Source organism: Vibrio sp. 10N.239.311.G01 (assembly GCF_041465805.1).
GTDB classification, from domain to species: Bacteria; Pseudomonadota; Gammaproteobacteria; order Enterobacterales; family Vibrionaceae; genus Vibrio; species Vibrio crassostreae_C.
The window spans coordinates 115509-139833 of sequence record NZ_JBFSRM010000003.1; the positions used below are offsets into that span (position 1 = coordinate 115509).

Here is a 24325-nt window from a genome sequence, read left to right on the forward strand (position 1 = left end):
TGCCCTTTTTTATTAGAATGCTAAATAAAGCAGAGCAAAGACAGGGAATGCAGCCGTTAAGCTATCTATTCTATCTAGTATACCACCATGACCAGGAATCAGATTACTGCTGTCTTTCACCCCAGAAACACGCTTAAACATGCTTTCAACAAGGTCACCTAGAACAGAAATAACAACGGTCACAAGGGTAATAACAATCATGTGAAGTGGGCTTGTGAATTGGATGTCAAACAAGTCAGCAAAGATCCAAGCCACGATCACCGCAGTAATAATGCCACCGATAAGACCTTCAATCGTCTTATTAGGGCTTACCGCTGGTGCCATTTTACGCTTACCAAAACTCTTTCCTGAAAAGTATGCGCCGCTATCTGCAGCCCAAACAAGCAAGCAAACAAACATCACCAGTTTAGCACCGTGGTAAGGATCAGCATCGATACCGTTAGCACGCAGGATAACCACACTCCAGAAGAATGGCAGCAGAGTCAGCACACCAAAGGCGTGACGAAGAAGAGAAGAGTCTTTCCATGCAGGCATAGACTTAGGATAAGTCACCGCCATGCCACTCGCGATTACCCACCAAATCGAGCCAATCGTTAGAATGGCGTAGTGAGCAGTAGACAAGTTATTAAGGCTAAATGCATCAAAAGGGATAAAAGAAAAACTTGCAGCACTAACCACAACCGTTGGAATCAACGCTAAATAACGCGATTTGCTTTCCACAAACTGAGTCCACTCCCAAAAACCCAATAGCGAGATTACCGCTAGTGAAAGAATAAATGTAGGAAGTGATAACTCGAAAATACCTAGAATAACTAGGGGAGCTAAAATCAACGCCGTAATAATTCGTTGTTTCAAACCAAAAAATCCTTATTAACTGTCCATCAAAGCTTTAATTTGCTCACCGGTGCATCCAAAACGACGCTCACGGTTAACAAACCAAGTCACAGCTTCTACTAAGCTGTCTTCATTAAAGTCTGGCCAGAATTGTTCAGTGAAATACATTTCGGCGTAAGCCAACTGCCAAAGCATAAAATTACTAATGCGGCATTCGCCACTGGTACGGATAAGTAGATCAACCTCAGGAATATCTGCCATCGTCAGGTGCTGTGTAATCATAGCTTCATCAATGTCATCTACATTAATATCGCCAGACTTTACCTGTTGAGCAATAGAGGTCATTGCTTGCTGAATATCCCACTTACCGCCGTAGTTAGCTGCAATATTAATAACCATACCAGTATTAGTGCTAGTCAAAGCTTCCGCTTCTTCTATCTTCTTTTGTAGTCGATCATTGAAACGACTTTTATCACCAATAACACGAAGTTGTAGATTATTTTTATGAAGCTTTTTAACTTCACTCGACAGCACTGAAATAAACAGTTCCATCAAGATACCGACTTCTTCTTCAGGACGACGCCAGTTCTCGCTACTAAACGCAAAAAGAGTAACGGCTTTAATGCCAAGTCTGGCTGCAGAAGAGATAGTTTTACGAACGGCTTGAACACCGTTTTTATGGCCAAAGACGCGAGGCTTGCCCTTAGCTTTTGCCCAGCGACCATTACCATCCATAATGATAGCAATGTGTTTAGGAAGAGAGTCTGTGAACGCTTGAGAATTATGCATAAAAGAGTGAATCAAATTCTAATAGTCGAACAGAGTAGCATAAAAAAACGCTGCACCGTGAGTACAGCGTTTTTCCGGAAAGAAAAGAATATGGAAAATTAAACTTCCATCAACTCTTTTTCTTTAACAGCTAGAACTTCGTCTACGTTCTTAACCGCAGCGTCAGTTAGCTTTTGAATTTCGTCTTGTGCTTTACGATCTTCATCTTCAGAGATTTCTTTATCTTTAAGAAGTGCTTTTAGATCGCCATTCGCGTCACGACGGATGTTACGGATAGCAACACGGCCACCTTCAGCTTCGCCACGAACGATTTTAACTAGGTCTTTACGACGCTCTTCCGTTAGCGGTGGAAGTGGAACACGGATAACTGTACCCGCAGACATAGGGTTTAGGCCTAGGTCAGATGTCAGGATTGCTTTTTCAACTAGAGGAGTCAGTGTTTTATCAAACACTGTAATAGCTAGTGTACGTGCATCTTCAGCGATAACGTTAGCTACTTGAGTCAAAGGCGTTGGAGCACCGTAGTACTCAACAGTAAGACCAGAAAGTAGGCTCGGGTGCGCACGGCCTGTACGAATCTTTTGCAGGCTGTTTTTTAGTGCATCAACACTTTTTACCATGCGCTCTTGAGCGTCTTTTTTGATTTCGTTAATCACAATTTCACCTTGATTATGTTCTTTCTTCAAGAAAGCTTTTTATTTGGAGTGATAAGGATAAGCTTACCAAGGTACAACACCTCAGTAAGCCCGAAAAATTAGTCAGCGTCGCTGATTAATGTACCTTCAGTTTCACCCATAACCACGCGACGTAGTGCGCCTGGTTTATTCATGTTAAATACACGGATTGGCATTTTGTGATCACGTGCTAGCGTAAATGCAGCCAAGTCCATTACTTTAAGTTCTTTATCAAGAACCGTGTTGTAAGACAACGTATCATACAACTCTGCGTCTGGGTTTGCTACAGGGTCAGAAGTAAATACACCATCTACTTTTGTCGCTTTTAGAACTACGTCAGCTTCGATTTCGATACCACGTAGACATGCAGCAGAATCCGTAGTGAAGAATGGGTTACCCGTACCAGCAGAGAAGATCACAACGCGACCTTGACGTAGTTGGCTGATTGCATCTGCCCAGTTGTAGTCGTCACACACACCTTTAAGAGGGATTGCAGACATTACACGTGCGTTTACGTAAGCACGGTGAAGAGCGTCACGCATTGCAAGGCCGTTCATTACCGTTGCAAGCATACCCATGTGGTCACCAACAACGCGGTTCATGCCAGCTTCAGCAAGACCAGCACCACGGAACAAGTTACCGCCACCGATAACAACACCAACTTGAACGCCTAGTTCAACCAATTCTTTTACTTCTTGAGCCATACGATCAAGGATCGTTGGGTCAATACCAAAACCTTCTTCGCCTTGTAGCGCTTCACCGCTAAGTTTTAACAGAATACGTTGATACACTGGTTTAGGGTTCGTAGTCATGGAGTTTACCTTCCAAAGAGTTGATGATTAACAGTCATGGATAAAAACTGAAGAGCTCAATTTGCATTCATAACAGCTAAAAGTCGGAAATAATTCATTATTCATAAAAAGACCGCAGCATTTGCCACGGTCTTTTTCAAACAATACGCTAAGGATTAACCTTTTTGTACCGCAGCAACTTCGTCAGCGAAGCTCATTTCAGCCGCTTTCTCGATGCCTTCACCAACTTCTAGACGTACGAAGTCAGATACTGAAGCGCCTTTCTCTTTCAGGATAGCGCCAACAGTTTGCTTAGGCTCCATGATGAAAGCTTGACCAGTTAGAGAGATTTCGCCCGTGAATTTCTTCATACGGCCAACAACCATTTTCTCTGCGATTTCAGCTGGTTTGCCTTCGTTCATAGCGATTTCAACTTGAACTGCTTTTTCTTTCTCAACTACGTCTGCAGGTACGTCTTCTGGGTTTAGGAACTCAGGACGTGATGCAGCAACGTGCATTGCAACGTGCTTAAGCGTTTCAGCTTCGCCTTCACCAGCAACAACAACACCGATTTTCTCGCCGTGACGGTAAGAAGCTAGTGCAACACCTTCAACGAATTGTACGCGACGGATGTTGATGTTTTCACCGATCTTAGTTACTAGTGCAATACGCGCTTCTTCAAATTTAGCTTGAAGAGCAGCGATTTCTAGACGTTCTGCTAGAGCAACTTCAGCAACTTCGTTAGCGAATGCAAGGAAACCTGCATCTTTAGCTACGAAATCAGTTTGGCAGTTAACTTCAAGAAGAGCAGCTGCGCCGTTTGCTTCTTTGATGATGATTGCGCCTTCAGCAGCAACGTTACCAGCTTTTTTAGCTGCTTTCGCTGCGCCAGATTTACGCATGTTTTCAATTGCTAGCTCGATGTCGCCTTCAGCAGCAACAAGTGCTTTTTTACATTCCATCATGCCCGCAGCTGTGCGTTCACGAAGTTCTTTAACTAGAGCTGCAGTTACAGTTGCCATTCTCTATTCCTCAGTAAATTCTAAAAAAGATAAAAAACAGGGGCCTAATTAATTGGCCCCTGATATTGACTGTATTCAGTCCGTTAAGCCACCGATTATGACCGCTTAATATGAACTAAATATGGCTCAGAGCCGCTATTATTCAGCTTCTACAAAACCGTCTTTTTCAGCAGCTACAGCAGCAACATCTTTGTTACGACCTTCTTTAACCGCGTCTGCAGCAGCGTTTAGGTAAAGCTGTACTGCACGGATTGCATCATCGTTACCTGGGATAACGAAGTCAACGCCGTCTGGGTTAGAGTTAGTATCAACTACAGCGTAAACTGGGATACCTAGGTTGTTTGCTTCTTTAACTGCGATGTGTTCGTGATCAGCATCGATTACGAATAGAGCGTCTGGAAGGCCGCCCATGTTCTTAATACCACCAAGAGATTTCTCTAGCTTCTCCATTTCACGAGTACGCATTAGAGCTTCTTTCTTAGTAAGCTTGTCGAAAGTACCGTCTTGAGCTTGCGCTTCAAGTTCTTTCAGACGCTTGATAGACTGACGAACAGTTTTGTAGTTCGTTAGCATACCGCCTAACCAGCGGTTGTTAACGTAGAACTGGTTGCTGTTGATAGCAGCTTCTTTAACAGCTTCAGATGCAGCGCGCTTAGTACCAACAAAAAGAACTTTACCTTTCTTCTCGCCAACTTTAGCAATTTCAGCTAGAGCGTCGTTGAACATTGGTACAGTTTTTTCTAGGTTGATGATATGTACTTTGTTACGAGCACCAAAGATGAATGGCTTCATTTTTGGGTTCCAGTAACGAGTTTGGTGACCGAAGTGAACACCAGCTTTAAGCATATCGCGCATTGATACAGTTGCCATTTTAAAATCCTCTATGGGGTTAGGCCTCCACATCCCCCATGAATCCGACCCCTAACAACTAACCACTTTTCAGCCGTTATCTATGTTGTTGAGGCACCCCGGAACATGTGTCGGAATGTGTGTGATTTAAAGAAATAAGTTAGTGGACACAAAGCTTGTTTCGCCAATTGGAGAAAACAGTCCTGATGTCCGGCGCGCTTTATACCATATTTTGTCTATCTATGGCTAGAAAAAATTCTAAAAATGGCGACTGCTATACTGATCCCTATCGGCGAATTTCACCTATAAATAGTGTCGCTATTCATTCACTTCTGTCTCAATAAATTGATCACGATTCACTCACGTTGAGCAGTATCCACCAGCAATGTATGGGCATGGGAATGTTGCGCTAAATTGCTGCACTGATAGAATAGCCCCAATATGCACACTTAGGTGCTACCAAATTAAGAGATATGCAATGGCTGTAAAAATTAAAACTGCTGAAGAAATTGAAAAAATGCGCGTCGCCGGCAAGCTGGCCGCTGACATTATTGAGATGATCGAACCTCACATCCAAGTGGGTACCACGACGGAAGAGCTCAATACGCTTTGTCATGAGTACGCTCTAGAAAAAGGTGCATACTCTGCGCCACTCGATTACCACGGTTTCCCTAAGTCTATCTGTACGTCTATCAATCATATTGTGTGTCACGGCATTCCCGCGTCACAAGACGAAACGGGTAGCACAGGTCAATTCAAACCTGCGGTACTCAAAGATGGCGACATTCTGAACGTTGATATCACAGTTATCATCCCTGATGACGCAAATGCCGATCTTAGTACTCGCCCTCAAGGCTACCACGGTGACACCTCTAAGATGTTCCTAGTGGGTGAGGTTTCACCTGCAAACAAGCGTCTGTGCATGGTTGCTCAAGAAGCACTTTACGAAGGCATGCGCCAAGTTAAGCCAGGTGTTCAACTTGGTCAAATCGGTACTGCTATCGAGAAGTACATCAAAACAAACAACAAGAACAACCCACGCGCTAAGTTCTCTATTGTTAAAGATTACTGTGGTCACGGCATTGGTTCTGAATTCCACGAAGATCCACAAGTAGTTCACTACAAGAACAGCGATCGCACCGTGCTAAAAGCAGGCATGTGCTTCACTATCGAGCCAATGATCAACGCGGGTAAGTTTGGCTGTCGTCTTGATGACGAAGATAGCTGGACAGTATACACAGCAGACAGCAAGAACTCGGCTCAATGGGAGCACACTCTGGTTGTAACTGATACTGGTTGTGAAGTACTAACACTGCGCAGCGATGATACAATCCCACGTATCATGAAGAACGCTTAGTTCACCGAACTGAGCGCATCAGCCTTTTAAAAATATCCTCGCATTGTCGAGGATATTTTTTATCCACTCAATTTCGATTTTCCATCAGCTTCTGTTAAATTGTTTACTATTCTCATTTGCTTGCACGGATAGCAGACTATGCCTTATCAATGCCCTCTTACGTTCAATGACGAACAAATTGAAATCTGCGAATTAAAAAATCAGCTCGAGATCTTCACGCAGTATCAAAAAAATGAATTTCTGAACCACCATCCCGTCACCGATTTGGTTCTACTGCGCTCCGAATACATGGATTTACTTCTCAATCGTTTGTGGGAAAATTTCGGATTCAACAAACTGCCTCATATTTCACTTGTCGCAGTGGGTGGTTATGGTCGTGGCGAACTGCATCCTTTGTCTGACATTGATATTCTCATTGTCTCGCAAAAAACACTACCACCAGCTCTTGGTGAAAAGGTCAGTCAATTCATTACTCTACTTTGGGATTTAAAGCTCGAAGTTGGCCATGCTGTGCGAACTATTACTGAGTGTCTCGATATCGGCACCGATGATTTAACCGTCGCGACCAACCTACAAGAGTCGCGATTGTTATGTGGTAGTGAAGACACTTTCCAAGAACTAAAACTGAAGATTCATTCCGATTCATTTTGGCCAAGTGAGACGTTTTACAAAGCCAAGATTCAAGAACAGAGAGAGCGTCATGCTCGCTACCACGACACCACCTATAATTTAGAACCGGACATCAAATCGACTCCGGGAGGGCTCAGAGACATCCATACCCTGAGCTGGGTTGCGCGTCGCCACTTCGGCGCGACCTCTTTGTTAGAGATGAGCAAATACGGCTTTCTGACCGATGCTGAATATCGTGAGCTCGTTGAGTGCCAAGATTTTTTATGGCGTGTTCGCTTTGCATTGCATATTGAACTGCGCCGTTACGACAACCGTTTAACGTTCGCGCATCAAGCTCAAGTCGCTGAACATCTGGGTTATACGGGTGAAGGAAACCGTGGTGTTGAGATGATGATGAAAGAGTTCTACCGAACCCTTCGTCGTGTTGCTGAACTGAATAAGATGCTGCTTAAGCTGTTCGATCAAGCGATCATCAATGGCGGTCAAACCCAAGACGCTGAAATTCTCGATAGTGATTTCCAACGTCGAGGTTCGTTGATCGAAGCGCGCAAGCCTGCCCTATTCCAAGCAAGACCAGAAACCATTCTCGATATGTTCATCCATATCGCCAATGACTCGACTATCGAAGGGGTAAGTCCACCAACATTGCGACAACTGCGTACGGCACGCCGTCGATTGAACCGATTCCTGCATACCATTCCTGAAGCTCGTGACAAGTTCATGGATCTAGTTCGCCACCCTAATGCCCTGCACAAAGCCTTTAGCTTAATGCACAAATTGGGCGTGCTCTCTGCGTACTTACCGCAGTGGAGCCAGATCGTTGGTCAGATGCAGTTTGACCTATTCCATGTTTACACCGTGGATGAGCACAGTATCCGCCTGCTCAAGCACATCAACCGCTTTGGTCAAATCGAAAACCACGATAAGCACCCTATCTGCTGTGAAGTCTATCCTCGAGTACAGAAGAAAGAGTTGCTGATCCTTGCCGCTATCTTCCATGACATCGGCAAAGGCCGCGGCGGAGACCACTCTGAGATAGGTGCGGTTGAGGCTTACTCTTTCTGTATTGAACACAGGCTATCGAAGCCTGAAGCCAAACAAGTCGCGTGGTTGGTACAAAATCACCTATTGATGTCAGTAACGGCTCAACGTCGTGATATCTACGACCCAGATGTGATCACCGAATTCGCCAAAAAAGTGCGTGATGAAGAATCACTCGAGCTACTGGTTTGTTTAACCGTTGCCGATATCTGTGCGACTAACCCTGAGCTATGGAACAGTTGGAAACGAACCCTGTTAGCTGAGCTGTTCCACTCAACGCAGCGAGCACTGCGCCGCGGCTTGGAAAACCCTGTCGATGTCAGAGACCGTATTCGTCACAACCAACAAATGGCATCAGCACTGCTGCGTAAAGAAGGCTTCACCGCTCGTGAGATTGAAGTGTTGTGGCAACGCTTTAAGGCCGATTATTTCTTGCGTCACACACATAAACAAATCGCTTGGCACTGTGAACACTTACTTCGCCTAGAAGACCCAAGCCAACCGTTAGTGCTGATCAGTAAGAAAGCGACGCGCGGTGGCACAGAAGTGTTCGTTTATTGTAAAGACCAAGCAGCACTGTTTGCGACCGTGGTTGCCGAACTCGACAGACGTAACTTTAACGTTCATGACGCGCAGGTCATGGTTAGCAAAGATGGTCATGTTTTGGATACCTTTATCGTACTAGACCAGCACGGCGAAGCGATTGATGAAGCAAGACACAAAGCCGTTGCTAAACATCTGACTCATGTATTGACTGATGGCCGCCCGACTAAGATTAAGACGCGTCGCACGCCACGTAACTTGCAACACTTTAAGGTCAAAACCTTAGTTGAGTTCCTACCAACCAAGAGCAAGAAACGTACCTTGATGGAGTTAAGAGCTCTTGATACGCCGGGGTTATTGGCTCAAGTCGGTGCAACCTTTGCGGAGCTAGACATCAACTTGCACGGTGCCAAAATCACCACCATAGGTGAGCGAGCAGAGGATCTGTTTATTCTGACCAGTGAAGCGGGAGGAAGGCTGTCTGAAGAACAAGAACAGGCACTAAGAGAACGATTAACCGAGCACGTTTCTGAACTCGCACCTTAGAAAGCGAATTCAGTCTAAAAACAGGTTTAATAACCAAATAAGTGTGGGCAAAGATAGAGAGCGATCTTGCCCACAACTTACAATCAATTCACAGATATCAACTATCTAGCTCGTCGTTAGGCTGCTACATTGATCAAGTCAATTACATAAAAGTATTACATTCATAACCTAGAGGTCGCTTATGTATCCAAACCTCACTGGCTTAGGTATCCACGAACCTAAACAGATTGAACGTTACTCCCTTCGCCAAGAAGCGCACAAAGATATCCTGAAGATTTACTTTCGTAAGCAGAAAGGGGAACTGTTCGCGAAAAGCGTTAAATTTAAGTACCCACGACAAGTAAAAAGTGTGCTTGTTAGCGGTGGCAATAATCAATACAAAGAAGTGACAGAGATTAACCGCAACCTCACTCTTGTGATTGATGAACTCAACAAAATCACCAAACCGACGCCAACGGCTGAGGTGGATGTGAAGCAGAAGATCCTTACCGACTTACGCCATCTAGAGAAAGTGGTATCAAGCAAGATCGCTGAGATCGAAGCTGATCTAGAAAAGCTAAAATGATCCCGCGACGAACTATTACTGTTAACTAACCAACATTAGTTATGCCGTTAAGGTTATACAGATACAAAAAGGGCTGATATCACTATCAGCCCTTTGTTTTTTATTCTATTTTCTCTATTCACTTAGACTGGAGATTGCCTAAACACGCGAGACTTACTTAGACAAGCAAGTTTGAGCATCGATTAAGTTAGTATCCCACTCAAAGGTTTCAAACAACCTTAGCCAAGTTTCATCAAGGTTGGCCTTCATCACCAACTCTTCTTTTGTGAAAGGATGGATAAAGCGAAGCTCAGAAGCGTGCAACAACAAACGATGCGAATCTAAATCATCACGGAACAGTCGATTGTGCTTACCATCACCATGTGAAGTATCACCGACAATCGGATGTCTTAGATGAGCCATGTGACGACGCAGCTGATGTTTGCGACCTGTCTTTGGCATCATCTCAACCAAGCAGTAGCGGCTCGTAGGAAAGCGTCCTGTTGAATATGGCACTTCTACTTTTGCTAGCGGTTCATAGACTGTCACTGCCTCTTGCGCTTCTTTGTCTTCTTTCGCGAACTTATCTGCGATCTTATCCAGCTCAACCTTAAGTGCATAATCGAGCGTATCGCCCTCTTCTATCCAACCACGGACAATCGCATGATAGGTTTTTTGCATCTCATGATTAGCGAACATTGGCATCACCTGTGAAGCAACCTCACTCGACAACGCAAACACCAACACACCCGATGTCGGTCTGTCTAAGCGGTGTAATGGAAATACATGCTGACCAATTTGATCGCGCAATGTCTGCATAACAAATTGCGTTTCGTGTTTATCCAACCATGAACGATGCACTAGCATACCTGCAGGCTTATTCACCGCGACAAAATACTCATCTTGATAAATGATCTCTAACATTACGCGCATACCTCATCAATGCTCAGAATCGTCACTAGCAGTTCAGCTTTGTCTGCCTTATTTTTCCACACTTCACTAAAATAAGGATGAATCGCAAAGCCTTTCGGTAGACTTATTTGGGCATCCATCATTGCGTTGATCTTAACGATAAAGATCCACTGCAACCACTCTTCCGGTTGTAGCGAATCAACCCCGAAAGGTTCAATGCTCGCAAGCGCCTCATCCGAGGGTGGAAACGTGCTCCACAGAGAACATTGGCGCATTTGTTGTTCTAATTGTTGAAGTAAAAGAGGTAACTTTGTGGCAGCTGTCATTTTTCACCAAGTTATTTATCTAGTGACCTTGAAATTGGGGCATAGAGTACCATCTATTTAGGAAAGAAAGTTAGGAGCTTTATTACTATGGAAACCATTCACACGCTCACTCAGTTGCTAAAGAATAGCGGTTGCCAATATGATATCTACGATCTAGGTCGTCGTATCCAAAAGATCGACAACAACCTATTCTCTGATGTTGAGCAGGGGAAACAGCCGTACCCATTTCCACTGCAGAAACAAGCTCACTTAGCGATTAGCTACTGGAACGAACACAAGCAACCTTGGATTTGGTTCCTAAAATTTAAACTGGATGAAAGAGGCCTATTGCATCAAGGAGATGTGGGTAACTTCCTAAAGTTTGTTATTGAAGCAATGGGCACTCGTTTGAACGGCGAAATCACCGAAGAGCAACAACAAAAGCTGTCTAACAACCCATATACCTTCAAGCCTTCTGAAGACAAGATGGCCGTGTTCCATAGCCAAGTAAGATCAGGTTTAGATCTTGCGACGAGCCAATACTACGAACACGCTCAACATTACTTCACAGGTGAACTCGGTTGGGACAACTGGAAAACCGTTGGCCTACAAGGCATCACTGATATGTGTGCTCGTTTAGGCAGCCAACAAAATGGTGTCGCGATTCGCAAAGCATTGAATAAGCTGCCTTCAGAACCTCTATACGCGACTCTCGGGGCGCTTGAGCATACGCAAATCAATGACAAGCTCGCTCAACGCTTACAAGAAATGGCAGAGAATGAGATTAACAGTCAAGAGCCAGATCTGTTCTTACTGTCAGCACTGGTACGTGCCCTTTCTGGCGCAGAGCAAAGCACAACCAACGCCGTAATTAACCAAGTTCTGGCTAGCCCGCGCTTAAGCCACCAAGAAGTATTGATTGGTTTGGCTGGTCGCAGCTGGCACGTACTGCAAGATCCTGCGATTGCTGAGCAGTTCTTGCTGCGTCTCGCACAAACGGGCAACCAAAACTTGTTCAATCAGTTATTTGCAGATTTAGTGATGATTCCGACACTGAGAATGGTATTTTTACCATTATTGAACTCGAACCCATCACCAGAACTCGCCAATGCACTTGTAGAATTACAACAAGCGGCTAAGTCGCAATAGATACCAGACAGAACAGCTCAGTAGCTCATAACAAAAAGCTCAAATCACGAACGGAATAGAGAGATAAAAGGAAGTATGGATTAAATGATAGATAACTTATTGGCTATTTTGATGCTGTGCTTCTTTTGCTTTCTGTTTTGGCAACAGCGCAGGCAATCCGAGCTTGCGAAAGCTGCCATTGCGAGAAAATGTAAAGAGCTCGACTTACAGCTATTAAGTGTTGCCTTTAGTGGTCATAAACTTAAGATGCGCCATGAGCTCACCACCATTTGGCGCTGGCACACCGTGTATCAATTTGAGTTTTCAGCGTTAGGTGATGACCTGTACCAAGGGAAACTGACCATGGTGGGCTTCCGTTCTATGCGGTTTGAGCTACAGCCTCATAGAATGTAACGTCGCAATACGCGGTATAACTATATTCATGATAAGGGCCAAACTGATCTTGTTTGGTCTCTTTAAATGCAAAGCCTAACTTTTCAAGTAACTTAATTGATGGGTTATGACCAACATTAACGGTCGCGACAACATTCGTTAGGTGTTCTTCAAAACAAACCAAACTAAAGAAAGGTTTTAGCACTTCACTAGCAAGGCCTTGATTCCAAAACTCCTTGTCCAGAATAAATCCCAGTTCATGCTTCCCTTCTTCAGACGAAACAAACAAATGCCCGAGGTATTCGCGGGTTTGGTTGTGGATAATGGCTCGGCAAAAACCAACGTTGTCGTTCAGTATTTCTTGAAATAGGTGTTTTGCAGAGGCAATAGAATGCGGCCCGTTCATTTCAGCACGATTGATGGGGCAGCAATTCAACTTGATAAAGTCATGTTCTAACTGCTCGGTATAAGGTACCAACAGCGTTCTTGAGGTTGCTATCGTCATAAAACACTCCTTGTGTTGACCATTAGCAGAAAAGCAGATGTCGCGTGCTTAGATAAAAGCTCCTGAATTAAAGAGAGCCCCTAGATAGAGAAAAAGCCTTAGGAAAAGAAAAGCCCCGACACCGAAGTGTCAGGGCTAGGGTCTTACTCGCAGCAGTCCGGCTACTAATTAATGCTCCATGCATCATCCATAATAGTGGCTGTAATCCTTCAGCTCTTTCCTTTACTTCGCCGTCCTAGCGGTGTCCAATCATCCTGAAAGCTAACAATCCTAGTTAGCGCACATCACTTGTTCCGTGAGCGGTGTCCTTTACATCGTCCTGATGCTAATCCAACCCTTTAATCCTAAAGGTGTCCATTGTCATTCCGTTGCAGCTAACTTCCTGTTAACTGACTGTATCCCTACAATGTCCTTACGCTCCATGCTTGATCACTCAATCCTAAGTAACCAAATCTTCATCCTGAAGATAACCAAATCCTTGGTGCTTTCCTGTTCCGTGTCAGAATCCTTCCGACAAGGTTTAATTTACGCGATTTAGGATTTCGGACAATAGATTTGCATCACATTTTGAATTCAAGAAAGTTGTTAATTATATAAAACAATTAAAATTCAACACCTTAACCATGTGCACATCAATCTCTCTAGCGATGTATTCGTGTTATCTCACAACCTTTGTAAGAGATCTCTCACAAGCCATGGGCGGTTTTATGATTCGCTATCATTCACCAGAGCGAGTAAAATGACTAAAGACTAAAAATGGAGATCAACATGCTGACAAAAGATGTTTCTGAAGAGTTGAAATCAGTGCTTGAAGGACTGCAAGCGCAAGGGAAAGAGCCGACAGTTGCTTTAGTTAAGGCTCGTATGAGCACATCCGTTCCGATGCCCGCTTTAATCACGACCATCAAGAGCTGGAAAAGCGCAAATCGTGTTCCTAAAGTTGAAGTCGCGACACAAGAAGAGCCAGCACTTGATCGTGTTAGCCAACTGGAAAAGCAAATCCTTGAACTCACTGCTCGCGTTGCCATGCTTGAAGCTAAACTAACTGATCAATAAGGCAACTGAGCAATAAGTTGACCGATAAATAAGCTAACAGAGAAATAGAACACTATGAAGATATGGGTTGATGCGGACGCTTGTCCAAAGGTTATCCGAGAAACAATCGTACGCGCAGCTGAGCGCACAGGGGTTGAATGTACCTTTGTGGCAAACCATCTGGTTCCCGTTCCTAAACGCAATAACATTCACTCAATTCAAGTGCCAAGCGGGTTTGATATTGCTGATGATGAAATCGTAAAGCGCACTGAACCCGGCGATCTTGTGATTACATCCGATATCCCTCTGGCTGACGAAGTGATCACTAAAGGTGGGCAAGCACTCAGCTCTCGTGGTGAGCTTTACACCAAAGAGACCATTAAAGCGCGTCTGAACATTCGTGACTTTATGGATACCATGCGCTCAAGTGGCATCCAAACGGGTGGACCAAGTGCCCTTTCTCAAACCGACCGTCGTGAGTTCGCAAACCACTTAGATAGAATTCTAGCCAAACGCTAGCTGGCTCATCCGAGCTTAACCTAGTTCTATCTCTCCATAAAAAATCAAAAAACCTGCAAACAATGCAGGTTTTTTTAATATCAATTAGAAGAAGGTTTCCCCTACTCTACAACTAAGGCGTGTAGTACGTTGCAGCGCCTGGACCTACTGGTAGACCGAATACGAATACCCATAGGTAGAACAAGATGCTCCAACCAAACATGAATACCATTGAGTAAGGCAACATTGTCGCGATCAGTGTACCGATACCTAGGTTCTTCATGTAGCGAGTTGCTACGGCAAGGATAAGACCGAAGTAGCTCATCATTGGTGTAATGATGTTGGTTGTTGAATCACCGATACGGTAAGCCGCTTGAATCGTTTCAGGTGCGTAGCCTACTAGCATTAGCATTGGAACGAAGATTGGCGCTGTTACTGCCCACTGTGCAGAAGCTGAACCGATCATCAGGTTAATGAAACCACACATTAGGATGAATGCGAAGAACAACATTGGACCCGTTAGGCCGATATCCTGAAGGAATGTTGCGCCGCCTACAGCAACCACTTGACCAAAGTTCGTCCACTTAAAGAAAGCAACAAACTGTGCAGCAAAGAATACAAGAACGATGTACATGCCCATTGAAGACATCGACGTTGCCATTGCATTAATCACATCACGGTCATTCTTCATTGAACCGGTAATTTTGCCGTAAACAAAACCAGGAATAGCAAAGAATACAAAGATAAACGCGACGATACTTTTCAGGAATGGAGAGCCTGAAATCGTGCCCGCCTCTGAACGTAGAACACCGTCAGCAGGAACAACAGTCCAAGCTAAAAGCGCACTCACGATTAATACAGCGACACCCGCCAATCTAAGGCCTTTCTTCTCAATAGCAGTAAGCTTACCCATTGAGTCATTTGAAAGATCTTCAGACGCGTCTTCGACATTGTATTTACCCAGTTTAGGTTCAACAATCTTCTCTGTTACCAATGCACCGGCAATTGAGATAAAGAAGGTCGAAATAAACATGAAGTACCAGTTTGATTCAGGGCCAACAGAGTAAGATGGATCAAGCATTTGTGCTGCTGTTTCTGTGATACCAGAAAGCAGTGGATCAACCGTACCGATAAGTAGATTTGCAGAATAACCACCAGATACACCAGCAAATGCTGCCGCTAGACCTGCTAATGGGTGACGACCCAATGAGTGGAAAAGCATTGCTGCAAGAGGGATAAGTACTACGTAACCCAGCTCTGAAGCCGTGTTAGAGATAATACCGGCAAATACCACGGTTACAGTAACCATGCGCTGAGATGCGCCCATTACCATGCCGCGCATTGCCGCAGATAATAGACCTGAGTGTTCAGCAATCGCAACACCTAGCATTGCAACAAGTACAGTACCAAGTGGCGCAAAGCCAACAAAGTTCGAAACTAGATTCGTTACGATGAGTTGTAAGCCTTCAGCATTAAGTAAGCTTACAACGTGGATCATACCATCAGCAGCACGACCACTAGCACCTTCAGGGCGAGGGTCCATGACAGACACTTCAAAGTAACCAGCAATACCTGAAGAAACTAGGATTGCGACACAGAAGATAGCAAAAAGAGTGATTGGGTGGGGTAAAAGGTTCCCCAAATATTCAACGCTGTCTAAAAAGCGTGTGAAAATAGGTTTTTTTGGTGCGTTGTTTTTTATTGAAGCAGATGAACTCATCTGTTCCCTCCTTGTGTAGTGATTCCTGTGCAATTGTGACAAAGATGTTCAAATTGCCAGCGAAGGGTACGCGACAAAAATATCAATTAGAAATTCAAAATGTTACAAAGTGTGTAACAAACGACGACTTTTAACTCTATTTGAACAATTAATTAGCAAATAAATCTATATTAAACACAAAAACTAGATTTATAATTTACAACAACGCATTCACTAGAAATATAAATCACAATATAACCCATTGATTCACTTGAAAATAAAATACATCGTACGTTAAATACACACTCGATATCCGGTTAAGTTCCTCTCGAAGGAAAAGAAAAACAGACAAATGAATGAAGTTTGACTTTCCCCTCGTTTTTACACACATGTCACATCATATTGACGGTTATTTTTGAACCGCTTTAAATCTTGGATTGGATTTACAGATCACATAGTGACGCCCTCTACGCTTAACTATCTGGCAATCAGGGTGACGGCTTTTCGCACTTTTAAGTGATTTAACAACTTTCATTATTTAGTCCCTTACCTAATTGACCAAAGCGACGAGTAAAATTAGCAACACGTCCCTCTTTATGTAGCACTCTCTGTTTACCCGTATAGAAAGGATGTGATTTTGAAGACACTTCAATAGTGAAATAAGGGTAAGTATTACCATCTTCCCATTCGATAGTACGCTCTGTTTTCAAGGTGGAGCCAATCAAGAAGTACTCATCAACATTGGTGTCGTGGAACACCACTGTGCGGTAGCCCGGGTGGATATTCGGTTTCATTGTATTTCCCTAAATAATTAAATTGATATGTTATAACATAACAAATGATAATTATTATCAAAAGAAAAACAAGCGATTTTATGATATTTTCCCGCCATAGATCGTAATCAGAGACGTCCACTCATGTACTCCATTGAACCTATTGGCTTTATAGAGTCTCCCTATAAAGAGAAGTTCGCAGTGCCAAGGCAACCTAGATTGGTACCAACATCCACCTCAAGAGTCAGGCTGGTTGACGCAGCAAACTGTCTTGAGTCTGTTCGGGATATTGAGCAATTTAGCCATGTGTGGTTGTTGTTTCTGTTCGATAAGAACCTTGAAGCGGGCTGGAAACCAACTGTGAGGCCGCCTCGACTTGGCGGGAATGAACGTATTGGTGTATTCGCGTCTCGTGCCACATTCAGACCGAATGGAATTGGCATGTCTGCGGTTGAACTAAAAGGTGTGTCTCAAGAGAAAGGGCAAACTTGGTTGGATCTCGGCAGCGTCGACTTAGTAGATGGCACACCGATCATCGACATCAAGCCTTACATCCCCTACTCAGATTCGATTCCGGACGCATTGGGAGGGTTTGCTGCTGACGAACCAGAAGTGCTCGAAGTTAACTTTTCGCAACAAGCGCAAAGTAAGCTAGCCAGTCATCCACAAGCGCGCCATATCGTTCAGGTGATCAAAGAAGTATTAGGCCAAGATCCTCGTCCTGCCTATAAGAAAGGTAAACCTGACAACAAGGAATATGCGGTAAATTTGTTCGATCTTAACGTGAAATTCGTAGTTGAAACACTTTTCATCAATGTAACTGACATTGAACGCTTTTGAGATCCCAAATAGGCTGATATTATATGCGGCTATATCAGATTTGCTGTGGTTACGAACGACAGCAAGTTTTCTTTTATCAATGATGAAACGGATACCATAGAATGCGTACCAGTAACTACCTTCTTTCTACTCTGAAAGAGACTCCAAACGACGCAGAAGTTATCAGCCACCAGCTGATGCTACGTGCAGGTATGATCCGTAAGCTAGCTTCAGGTTTATATACTTGGCTACCTACTGGTCTACGTGTACTGCGTAAAGTCGAAAATATCGTTCGCCAAGAGATCGATAATGCAGGTGCCGTTGAAATCTTGATGCCCGTAGTTCAACCGTTTGAGCTTTGGGAAGAGACTGGCCGTTCTGAAAAGATGGGGCCTGAGCTACTTCGTTTCACAGACCGTCACTCTCGTCCATTTGTTCTTAGCCCAACAGCTGAAGAAGTGGTAACGAGTCTAGTACGTAACGAGATCAGCTCTTACAAACAGCTACCTCTAAATCTGTACCAAATCCAGACTAAATTCCGTGATGAGCGCCGCCCTCGTTTTGGCGTAATGCGTGCACGTGAATTCTCTATGATGGATGCGTACAGCTTTGATATCGACAAAGAAGGCTTAGAAAAGTCTTACCAAGCGATGCACGATGCTTACTGTAAAGCATTCGACCGTATGGGCCTTGAATACCGTCCAGTATTGGCAGACTCTGGCGCAATCGGCGGCAGCGGCTCTCAAGAGTTCCACGTTCTTGCTGAAAGCGGCGAAGACCTAATCGCATTCTCAACTGAGTCAGATTACGCAGCAAACATCGAAAAAGCAGAAGCACTTGCTCCTACTGAAGATACAGCAGCACCAACTCAAGAGATGGAACTGGTTGATACACCAAATGCGAAAACTATCGCAGAATTGGTAGAGCAACACGGTCTAGCAATCGAGAAGACAGTTAAGACTCTATTCGTTAAAGCTTCTGATGAAGTAGACGCTGATATCATCGCGCTAATCATCCGTGGTGACCACGAACTGAACGAAGTGAAAGCAGAGAACCTTCCACAGGTTGCTTCTCCGCTAGAGATGGCTTCTGAAGAAGAAATCCGCGCACTTGTTGGTGCAGGTCCTGGTTCACTTGGACCTGTTGGCCTAGAGCTACCATTCATCGTTGACCGCTCTGTTGCTGTAATGAGCGACTTTGGCGCTGGTGCAAACGTAGATGGTAAGCACTACTTCGGCATCAACTGGGGTCGTGACGTTGAGCTTGCTCAAGTTGAAGATCTACGTAACGTTGTTGAAGGCGACCTTAGCCCATGTGGTAAAGGTACTATCCAGCTTAAGCGTGGTATCGAAGTGGGTCACATCTTCCAACTGGGTAATACTTACTCTAAAGCAATGAACTGTAACGTGCTTGGTCCTGATGGTAAGAGCGTAATCCTAGAGATGGGTTGTTACGGTATCGGTGTTTCACGTGTTGTTGCATCTGCTATCGAGCAAAACCACGATAAATTCGGTATCACTTGGCCAGACGCACTAGCGCCGTTCCAAGTTGCTATCGTACCAATGAACATGCACAAATCTGAGCGCGTTAAAGAAGCAGCTGAGAAGCTATACGCTGAATTAACAGCTATGGGTATCGAAGTTTTATTCGATGACCGTAAAGAGCGCCCTGGTGTTATGTTTAAAGATATCGAGCTTGTGGGTATCCCTCACACTATCGTTATCGGCGATCGCAGCATGGACGAAGGTAACTTCGAATACAAAAACCGTCGTACTGGTGATAAAGAAGCTATCGCAATGGACACGGTTATCGAGCACCTTAAGGCTCAACTAGCTTAGTAATCCGATTACTGACTAGATAAACATTGAAAGGCTGCCGTTAGGTGGCCTTTTTTGTGCCTGTCATTTCGCTTCAAACTCCCTTCTATTTATCAGTAGAGTAAATAACGTAAGTTAATCCCCTGTTCATCTTTAAATCCGTATATTGGTGTCATCAACTTTTTGGACATGCTCACCATTGGAGGTATCGATGGATATCAAAAGCTTACTGAACCAAGCACTTAAATCAGATCTCGTAAAACAAGGTACTCAGAAACTTTCACAAGGGTCTTCAAGTTTAAGTGGCCTTTCTCAAGGCAGCAATAGCAAGAGTAGCAGTAAAAGTACACTCGGAGCCTTCGGTGCAGGCGCAGTTGGCGGAGGACTGTTAGGTGCGTTAATGGGCTCTAAGAAGACTAAGAAAATGGGTAAGAAAGCGGCTGGGATTGGCGGCGCAGCAGCACTGGGCGCTTTGGCTTATAAAGTCTACAACGACTACCAATCCAAACAAGGCCAGACACCTAACGCCGAACAGGCTCAGTTTGATGAAAATGATGCAAACCACAGCGTGCTGATTCTACGATCGATGATTGCCGCGTCTAAAGCTGATGGCCATGTTGATGAAGAAGAGATGGCTAAGATAGAGCAAGCCGTCGAGAATATGGGCGCTGATTATCAACTGACTAAATTGGTCTCTGAAGAACTGCATAAGCCACTCGACCCAAGCGAAATCGCTCAACTGGCAACGTCACCTCAACAGGCGAGTGAGATCTACTTAGCCTCTTTGATTGTGGCCGACGAACAGAATTTCATGGAAAAGGCGTACCTGAAAGAGCTCGCGAAACAGCTCAATCTTGCTGATGAAGTCACCTATCAACTTGAACAACAAGTCTCTGGCTAATCGGCAAGTACCAAACGAAGCCGTAAAGAACGGCCTAAGCAGCGAGCTAACCAAGTGAGATATTGAGCAAGGACAAACTAACTCTGAACTTGATCAGATCCACTTTGTTTTTGCTTATCTCTATGTGTATATTGAGATCAGTTATCATTTGGTTAGGTATAAAAATGAAAGTATACGATTATTGTGATTTGGTTCGTGAACTGTATTCTCAAATTGGCAGTGGCGACCAAGGCTATATCCCTAAAGCTATCACCTGCGCAGTAAAAACATTGAATGACCTTGCTGCCGATGAGTCTCTTCCTAAAGAAGCTCGTGAACGTGCAGCCTTTGCCGCTGCTAACTTACTGATTTCAGATTTCGAGGACTAATATGAACCTCGCTAACTTTGAAAAAATGGATCCAGTGATGTTGATGAGCATCGTCAACATGAAGCTTCGTGACGACTTCGGCGGTGATTTAGATCGAGTGGTCAACTTCTACGAAATCGACAAAGCAGCCTTAATCGCTAAGCTCGCGTCTGCTGGTTTTGAGTATCTTCCAGAAGCTAAACAGTTTCGATAGTCGTTTAAAAAATCTTCCTATTTAAAGACCAACCTCTGTGTTGGTCTTTTTTTGTTGGTGATACGTAATAAGGAAACACGCAGCAAACCCATTATAAATTATCTGTATGCACCTATACTTTTATATCTTAGAGTCAACGAACGCGCCTTGAACCAAAGCGTATTGTTGTATAGGCTACCTAAACTAGCATATAAAACTCATCACTCAACTTGATGATAGTGAAGGATTAACAATGAAAAGACTCGGACTTTTAGCCGTTATCGCAGCCGCACTCACCGCAGGTTGCGCTTCAAATACTCAGCAAGACAACTTTCGCGAAGCCTCTTTTGAGCTGTGTAATACTGAAGTCGATATTTACTCTGTAAGCCATGATGAACGAGTTCGTATTGTCTGTTCTGATGGCTCTAAATTCGCTTTGAACAGCGAAGACACATTAGAAGTGATGCGTGACATCAACATCGACTACTGTGATGGCGAAGGCCTAGGTAAGTTCAGTGAAAGCCGCCACTACTACTCTTTCAAGTGTAAGTCAGGCACCCTACTTAGCATCAAAAAGTAGAATCGACACTACCAAATACCAAAGGGTTGATGTGAAAGCATTAACCCTTTTTAATACCCGCTTTTCTTTACTCTTAATCCCAAATCCACCAGCCACCAGATACAAAAAATAGCTCCTTTAAAGAAGCCTCTAGTATCATTGCTTTTCAAAGTAGTTGTTTGAAATTCTAAGAGAGCACGCAGAGATTACGGGTGTAAGTGAGCATGCTCGACAACAATTTTAAAACTTCCAAGTACAAAAAAGGCCCCTATTAAGGAGCCTCTAGTATCAATATTTTTCAAAGTAGTTGTTTGAAATTCTAGGAGAGCACGCGGAGCTTACGAATGTAAGTGAGCATGCTCGACAACGTAATACCCAAAAAAACAAAAAAAGCTCCCAACAGGAGCCTTTCAAATCGTATTTTTCAATCAAATAGCTTTAGTTCAAGGAAAAGGCGCGGAGTTTACGAATGTAAATGAGCACCTTTGACACAGAAATTAAGCTATTTGAGCCAGAAAAATTAAGCGTAAACAGGTAGACGCTTACAGATCTCTAATACTTTTGCTTTCGTTGCTTCGATAACAGACTCATCGCCCATGTTATCTAGGATGTCACAGATCCAACCTGCTAGCTCTTTCGCGTCTGCTTCTGAGAAACCGCGACGAGTGATAGAAGGAGAACCGATACGGATACCTGAAGTAACGAATGGGCTACGTGGGTCGTTTGGTACTGAGTTCTTGTTTACAGTGATGTTTGCTGCACCTAGTGCTGCATCTGCTTCTTTACCTGTGATGTCTTTGTTGATTAGGTCAACTAGGAACAGGTGGTTCTCTGTAGAACCTGAAACGATGTTGTAACCACGAGCTAGGAATTCAGCAACCATTGCTTTTGCGTTAGCAACAACGCGTGCTTGGTATTCTTTGAACTCTGGCTCTAGAGCTTCTTTGAACGCTACTGCTTTACCAGCGATAACGTGCATTAGAGGACCACCTTGGCCACCTGGGAATACTGCTGAGTTCAGCTTCTTGTAAAGATCTTCGCCTTCGTTAGAAAGGATTAGACCACCACGAGGACCCGCAAGCGTTTTGTGCGTCGTTGTAGTTACTACGTGAGCGTGTGGCACTGGGTTCGGGTAAACGCCTGCAGCGATTAGACCTGCTACGTGAGCCATATCTACGAACAGGTAAGCACCTACTTTGTCAGCGATTTCACGCATGCGCTTCCAATCACAGATTTGAGAGTAAGCAGAGAAACCACCGATGATCATCTTAGGCTTGTTCTCGATAGCCAGCTTTTCCATCTCTTCGTAATCGATTTGACCCGCTTCATCGATACCGTAAGGGATGATGTTGTAAAGCTTACCAGAGAAGTTTACTGGAGAACCGTGAGTTAGGTGACCACCGTGTGCTAGGCTCATACCTAGAACCGTATCGCCTGCATTTAGTAGTGCCATGTATACAGCGTTATTTGCTTGAGAACCTGAGTGAGGCTGTACGTTTGCGTACTCTGCACCAAATAGTTCACATGCACGTTCAATTGCTAGAGTTTCAACTTTGTCTACGTACTCACAACCACCGTAGTAACGCTTGCCTGGGTAGCCTTCAGCGTATTTGTTTGTTAGCTGAGAACCTTGAGCTTCCATTACACGTGGGCTTGTGTAGTTTTCTGAAGCGATAAGTTCGATATGCTCTTCCTGACGAAGAGTTTCTTCTTGGATAGCTGCGAATAGATCCGCATCGTAATCAGCAATGTTCATGTCACGCTTAAGCATCTGTATCTCCTGACTCAGATTGTACTGAAAGTTTCAAAAAAACCACACAACGACCGAAAGCAAACGTTTCCGTCACCGTTTTGATGTGACGCATTCTACATAATTTGATCTAGGTCATAAAGAGCTAATTGCAATTTTATCATGCAGTTTTTTCATAATCACAAATAAGATTCATCATGGTTATTTGGCTTATCCAACCAAAGATGGCGCTTACTGTCAATTTTACGCTTTACACCCTGTAAAACGCAGATTACATAGGTTTACCTTAATTTTGCCCCTCAAGCTACCGAAAGCTAAGGTTTTTCTCTACTATGCACGCCTTTATTGGTTAGGTAATTATAAAAACGATGGAAAAACACTCACGTAAAGAAGATTGGGTAGCGATTCTCACTGGCACGTTTTTAGTGGCGTTAGGCGTCTTCTTTTTACAGTCAGCGAACCTGCTTACCGGGGGCACTACTGGCTTGGCTCTGCTTTTGAGTCAATTCTTGCCTGTAACCTTTGGTATTTTGTACTTTGTTGCCAATTGTCCATTCTATTTATTAGCATGGAAACGATTCGGCCGTAGCTTTGCTATTAGCAGTGCGATTTCTGGTGCTTTAGTATCTGTGTTTGCCGATCATTTATACTTAGTTATCTCGCTAGAAGTTCATAACGAGATCTATTGTGCTGTTGCCGGCGGCTTATTAATGGGCTTAGGTATGCTAATCCTATTCCGTCACCGCTCAAGTCTGGGTGGCTTCAACGTACTGTGCTTGTTTATCCAAGACCGCTACGGTATCTCGGTAGGTAAAACACAAATGGGTATTGATGCATGTATTCTGTTTGCATCGTTCTTCTTCGTGTCACCTTGGGTGATTGCCGTTTCTGTATTAGGCACCGCAGTATTGAACATCGTATTGGCAATGAACCACAAACCAACTCGCTACTCGGTGAATTACGCGTCTTAGAGTTCATTACCTGCTCTGTCGTTGCTGGCACTCGATGCTCAAACTTCTCGCAAGTAGACTCGAGGCACGATATTCCAGCCATCACTAAAACAAAAAAGGC

Annotated in this window: 27 protein-coding genes; 14 read left to right on the top strand and 13 right to left on the bottom strand. The window is 44.0% G+C overall.

Translation table 11 applies throughout. The features are described 5' to 3' along the window. Positions 1-12 precede the first annotated feature (12 nt). The 6 genes from AB6D06_RS03345 to rpsB form a co-directional block, all read right to left on the bottom strand. Entirely contained in the window at positions 13-855 is an 843-nt protein-coding gene (locus AB6D06_RS03345; protein WP_017060738.1) for a phosphatidate cytidylyltransferase, read from the bottom strand. Between the two features lie 15 nt (positions 856-870). Next, positions 871-1623: an isoprenyl transferase gene (locus AB6D06_RS03350; protein ID WP_017060739.1), complete on the bottom strand. Its 753-nt coding sequence runs from the start codon at positions 1621-1623 to the stop codon at positions 871-873. 98 nt (positions 1624-1721) lie between these two features. Then, on the bottom strand, positions 1722-2279 hold the full coding sequence (frr, locus tag AB6D06_RS03355; RefSeq protein WP_017060741.1) for a ribosome recycling factor: 558 nt from the start codon (positions 2277-2279) through the stop codon (positions 1722-1724). Positions 2280-2377: 98 nt separating this feature from the next. Beyond that, entirely contained in the window at positions 2378-3109 is a 732-nt protein-coding gene (pyrH, locus tag AB6D06_RS03360) for a UMP kinase (RefSeq protein WP_017060742.1), read from the bottom strand. Positions 3110-3264: 155 nt separating this feature from the next. Next, positions 3265-4110, bottom strand: a complete 846-nt coding sequence (gene tsf / locus AB6D06_RS03365; RefSeq protein ID WP_010436487.1) for a translation elongation factor Ts — start codon at positions 4108-4110, stop codon at positions 3265-3267. A 138-nt stretch (positions 4111-4248) separates the two neighbouring features. Continuing rightward, positions 4249-4980: a 30S ribosomal protein S2 gene (rpsB, locus tag AB6D06_RS03370; RefSeq protein ID WP_009847420.1), complete on the bottom strand. Its 732-nt coding sequence runs from the start codon at positions 4978-4980 to the stop codon at positions 4249-4251. 457 nt (positions 4981-5437) lie between these two features. Between rpsB and map the strand changes: the two genes are divergently transcribed. The 3 genes from map to AB6D06_RS03385 all read left to right on the top strand — a co-directional run bounded on the left by map (position 5438) and on the right by AB6D06_RS03385 (position 9641). Next, positions 5438-6316, top strand: coding sequence for a type I methionyl aminopeptidase (gene map / locus AB6D06_RS03375; RefSeq protein WP_372109931.1), 879 nt, complete (start codon positions 5438-5440; stop codon positions 6314-6316). Positions 6317-6454: 138 nt separating this feature from the next. After that, positions 6455-9076: a bifunctional uridylyltransferase/uridylyl-removing protein GlnD gene (gene glnD, locus AB6D06_RS03380; protein ID WP_372109932.1), complete on the top strand. Its 2622-nt coding sequence runs from the start codon at positions 6455-6457 to the stop codon at positions 9074-9076. A gap of 181 nt (positions 9077-9257) precedes the next feature. Continuing rightward, positions 9258-9641: a DUF3461 family protein gene (locus AB6D06_RS03385; protein ID WP_004734354.1), complete on the top strand. Its 384-nt coding sequence runs from the start codon at positions 9258-9260 to the stop codon at positions 9639-9641. A gap of 153 nt (positions 9642-9794) precedes the next feature. Here AB6D06_RS03385 and truC read toward each other — a convergent pair whose 3' ends face one another. Both truC and AB6D06_RS03395 read right to left on the bottom strand, forming a co-directional pair. Then, positions 9795-10544 (bottom strand): tRNA pseudouridine(65) synthase TruC, encoded by a 750-nt coding sequence (truC, locus tag AB6D06_RS03390; protein ID WP_017060745.1) that lies wholly within the window; start codon positions 10542-10544, stop codon positions 9795-9797. Next, positions 10544-10858: a YqcC family protein gene (locus AB6D06_RS03395; protein WP_372099674.1), complete on the bottom strand. Its 315-nt coding sequence runs from the start codon at positions 10856-10858 to the stop codon at positions 10544-10546. The genes truC and AB6D06_RS03395 overlap by 1 nt, the downstream gene beginning before the upstream one ends. Positions 10859-10945: 87 nt before the next feature. Between AB6D06_RS03395 and AB6D06_RS03400 the strand changes: the two genes are divergently transcribed. Together AB6D06_RS03400 and AB6D06_RS03405 are read left to right on the top strand one after the other, a co-directional pair. Then, positions 10946-11986 carry a DUF3549 family protein gene (locus tag AB6D06_RS03400; RefSeq protein WP_372099672.1) on the top strand — a complete coding sequence of 347 codons (1041 nt, stop codon included), beginning with the start codon at positions 10946-10948 and terminating at the stop codon, positions 11984-11986. An 84-nt stretch (positions 11987-12070) separates the two neighbouring features. Continuing rightward, positions 12071-12379 carry a DUF3301 domain-containing protein gene (locus AB6D06_RS03405; protein ID WP_017060748.1) on the top strand — a complete coding sequence of 103 codons (309 nt, stop codon included), beginning with the start codon at positions 12071-12073 and terminating at the stop codon, positions 12377-12379. Here AB6D06_RS03405 and AB6D06_RS03410 read toward each other — a convergent pair. Further along, entirely contained in the window at positions 12345-12863 is a 519-nt protein-coding gene (locus AB6D06_RS03410) for a GNAT family N-acetyltransferase (protein ID WP_017060749.1), read from the bottom strand. The genes AB6D06_RS03405 and AB6D06_RS03410 overlap by 35 nt on opposite strands. A gap of 768 nt (positions 12864-13631) precedes the next feature. Between AB6D06_RS03410 and AB6D06_RS03415 the strand changes: the two genes are divergently transcribed. Further along, complete coding sequence (locus AB6D06_RS03415; RefSeq protein WP_017069390.1) at positions 13632-13919, top strand: hypothetical protein; 288 nt, start codon at positions 13632-13634, stop codon at positions 13917-13919. A gap of 54 nt (positions 13920-13973) precedes the next feature. Next, positions 13974-14417, top strand: a complete 444-nt coding sequence (locus AB6D06_RS03420) for a YaiI/YqxD family protein (protein ID WP_017063355.1) — start codon at positions 13974-13976, stop codon at positions 14415-14417. A gap of 112 nt (positions 14418-14529) precedes the next feature. Here AB6D06_RS03420 and AB6D06_RS03425 read toward each other — a convergent pair whose 3' ends face one another. The 3 genes from AB6D06_RS03425 to AB6D06_RS03435 all read right to left on the bottom strand — a co-directional run bounded on the left by AB6D06_RS03425 (position 14530) and on the right by AB6D06_RS03435 (position 16889). Continuing rightward, complete coding sequence (locus AB6D06_RS03425) at positions 14530-16116, bottom strand: AbgT family transporter (RefSeq protein WP_010436458.1); 1587 nt, start codon at positions 16114-16116, stop codon at positions 14530-14532. A gap of 388 nt (positions 16117-16504) precedes the next feature. After that, a complete protein-coding gene (gene ykgO / locus AB6D06_RS03430; protein ID WP_010436457.1) occupies positions 16505-16630 on the bottom strand; it encodes a type B 50S ribosomal protein L36 in 126 nt (41 codons plus the stop codon). Next, positions 16617-16889 carry a type B 50S ribosomal protein L31 gene (locus AB6D06_RS03435; protein WP_372099670.1) on the bottom strand — a complete coding sequence of 91 codons (273 nt, stop codon included), beginning with the start codon at positions 16887-16889 and terminating at the stop codon, positions 16617-16619. Before AB6D06_RS03435 ends, ykgO begins: the two co-directional genes overlap by 14 nt. Before the next feature lie 123 nt (positions 16890-17012). Here AB6D06_RS03435 and tsaA point away from each other — a divergent pair, with 123 nt between their 5' ends. From tsaA to AB6D06_RS03465, 6 genes are all read left to right on the top strand, one after another. Continuing rightward, positions 17013-17708, top strand: coding sequence for a tRNA (N6-threonylcarbamoyladenosine(37)-N6)-methyltransferase TrmO (tsaA, locus tag AB6D06_RS03440; RefSeq protein ID WP_372099668.1), 696 nt, complete (start codon positions 17013-17015; stop codon positions 17706-17708). A gap of 101 nt (positions 17709-17809) precedes the next feature. Beyond that, on the top strand, positions 17810-19525 hold the full coding sequence (locus tag AB6D06_RS03445) for a proline--tRNA ligase (RefSeq protein ID WP_372099667.1): 1716 nt from the start codon (positions 17810-17812) through the stop codon (positions 19523-19525). 190 nt (positions 19526-19715) lie between these two features. Continuing rightward, complete coding sequence (locus AB6D06_RS03450) at positions 19716-20405, top strand: tellurite resistance TerB family protein (protein WP_017060754.1); 690 nt, start codon at positions 19716-19718, stop codon at positions 20403-20405. 164 nt (positions 20406-20569) lie between these two features. Then, complete coding sequence (locus tag AB6D06_RS03455) at positions 20570-20773, top strand: YaeP family protein (RefSeq protein ID WP_372099665.1); 204 nt, start codon at positions 20570-20572, stop codon at positions 20771-20773. Position 20774: 1 nt separating this feature from the next. Next, on the top strand, positions 20775-20966 hold the full coding sequence (locus tag AB6D06_RS03460; protein ID WP_004738555.1) for a DUF4250 domain-containing protein: 192 nt from the start codon (positions 20775-20777) through the stop codon (positions 20964-20966). A 232-nt stretch (positions 20967-21198) separates the two neighbouring features. Further along, positions 21199-21525, top strand: coding sequence for a hypothetical protein (locus AB6D06_RS03465; protein WP_017072003.1), 327 nt, complete (start codon positions 21199-21201; stop codon positions 21523-21525). A 499-nt stretch (positions 21526-22024) separates the two neighbouring features. On the opposite strand, the gene glyA is transcribed toward AB6D06_RS03465, so the two are convergent. After that, a complete protein-coding gene (glyA, locus tag AB6D06_RS03470; protein WP_017066387.1) occupies positions 22025-23275 on the bottom strand; it encodes a serine hydroxymethyltransferase in 1251 nt (416 codons plus the stop codon). A gap of 347 nt (positions 23276-23622) precedes the next feature. Here glyA and AB6D06_RS03475 point away from each other — a divergent pair, with 347 nt between their 5' ends. After that, positions 23623-24225 (top strand): YitT family protein, encoded by a 603-nt coding sequence (locus AB6D06_RS03475; protein ID WP_017060757.1) that lies wholly within the window; start codon positions 23623-23625, stop codon positions 24223-24225. Positions 24226-24325 lie beyond the last annotated feature (100 nt).

Excerpts from the sequence above, each read along its gene's own strand:
- AB6D06_RS03350 (WP_017060739.1), bottom strand. The coding sequence starts at position 1,623 with ATGCATAATTCTCAAGCGTTCACAGACTCTCTTCCTAAACACATTGCT.
- pyrH (WP_017060742.1), bottom strand. The coding sequence starts at position 3,109 with ATGACTACGAACCCTAAACCAGTGTATCAACGTATTCTGTTAAAACTT.
- tsf (WP_010436487.1), bottom strand. The coding sequence starts at position 4,110 with ATGGCAACTGTAACTGCAGCTCTAGTTAAAGAACTTCGTGAACGCACA.
- rpsB (WP_009847420.1), bottom strand. The coding sequence starts at position 4,980 with ATGGCAACTGTATCAATGCGCGATATGCTTAAAGCTGGTGTTCACTTC.
- map (WP_372109931.1), top strand. The coding sequence starts at position 5,438 with ATGGCTGTAAAAATTAAAACTGCTGAAGAAATTGAAAAAATGCGCGTC.
- glnD (WP_372109932.1), top strand. The coding sequence starts at position 6,455 with ATGCCTTATCAATGCCCTCTTACGTTCAATGACGAACAAATTGAAATC.
- AB6D06_RS03385 (WP_004734354.1), top strand. The coding sequence starts at position 9,258 with ATGTATCCAAACCTCACTGGCTTAGGTATCCACGAACCTAAACAGATT.
- truC (WP_017060745.1), bottom strand. The coding sequence starts at position 10,544 with ATGTTAGAGATCATTTATCAAGATGAGTATTTTGTCGCGGTGAATAAG.
- AB6D06_RS03395 (WP_372099674.1), bottom strand. The coding sequence starts at position 10,858 with ATGACAGCTGCCACAAAGTTACCTCTTTTACTTCAACAATTAGAACAA.
- AB6D06_RS03400 (WP_372099672.1), top strand. The coding sequence starts at position 10,946 with ATGGAAACCATTCACACGCTCACTCAGTTGCTAAAGAATAGCGGTTGC.
- AB6D06_RS03405 (WP_017060748.1), top strand. The coding sequence starts at position 12,071 with ATGATAGATAACTTATTGGCTATTTTGATGCTGTGCTTCTTTTGCTTT.
- AB6D06_RS03410 (WP_017060749.1), bottom strand. The coding sequence starts at position 12,863 with ATGACGATAGCAACCTCAAGAACGCTGTTGGTACCTTATACCGAGCAG.
- AB6D06_RS03415 (WP_017069390.1), top strand. The coding sequence starts at position 13,632 with ATGCTGACAAAAGATGTTTCTGAAGAGTTGAAATCAGTGCTTGAAGGA.
- AB6D06_RS03420 (WP_017063355.1), top strand. The coding sequence starts at position 13,974 with ATGAAGATATGGGTTGATGCGGACGCTTGTCCAAAGGTTATCCGAGAA.
- AB6D06_RS03425 (WP_010436458.1), bottom strand. The coding sequence starts at position 16,116 with ATGAGTTCATCTGCTTCAATAAAAAACAACGCACCAAAAAAACCTATT.
- ykgO (WP_010436457.1), bottom strand. The coding sequence starts at position 16,630 with ATGAAAGTTGTTAAATCACTTAAAAGTGCGAAAAGCCGTCACCCTGAT.
- AB6D06_RS03435 (WP_372099670.1), bottom strand. The coding sequence starts at position 16,889 with ATGAAACCGAATATCCACCCGGGCTACCGCACAGTGGTGTTCCACGAC.
- tsaA (WP_372099668.1), top strand. The coding sequence starts at position 17,013 with ATGTACTCCATTGAACCTATTGGCTTTATAGAGTCTCCCTATAAAGAG.
- AB6D06_RS03445 (WP_372099667.1), top strand. The coding sequence starts at position 17,810 with ATGCGTACCAGTAACTACCTTCTTTCTACTCTGAAAGAGACTCCAAAC.
- AB6D06_RS03450 (WP_017060754.1), top strand. The coding sequence starts at position 19,716 with ATGGATATCAAAAGCTTACTGAACCAAGCACTTAAATCAGATCTCGTA.
- AB6D06_RS03455 (WP_372099665.1), top strand. The coding sequence starts at position 20,570 with ATGAAAGTATACGATTATTGTGATTTGGTTCGTGAACTGTATTCTCAA.
- AB6D06_RS03460 (WP_004738555.1), top strand. The coding sequence starts at position 20,775 with ATGAACCTCGCTAACTTTGAAAAAATGGATCCAGTGATGTTGATGAGC.
- AB6D06_RS03465 (WP_017072003.1), top strand. The coding sequence starts at position 21,199 with ATGAAAAGACTCGGACTTTTAGCCGTTATCGCAGCCGCACTCACCGCA.
- glyA (WP_017066387.1), bottom strand. The coding sequence starts at position 23,275 with ATGCTTAAGCGTGACATGAACATTGCTGATTACGATGCGGATCTATTC.
- AB6D06_RS03475 (WP_017060757.1), top strand. The coding sequence starts at position 23,623 with ATGGAAAAACACTCACGTAAAGAAGATTGGGTAGCGATTCTCACTGGC.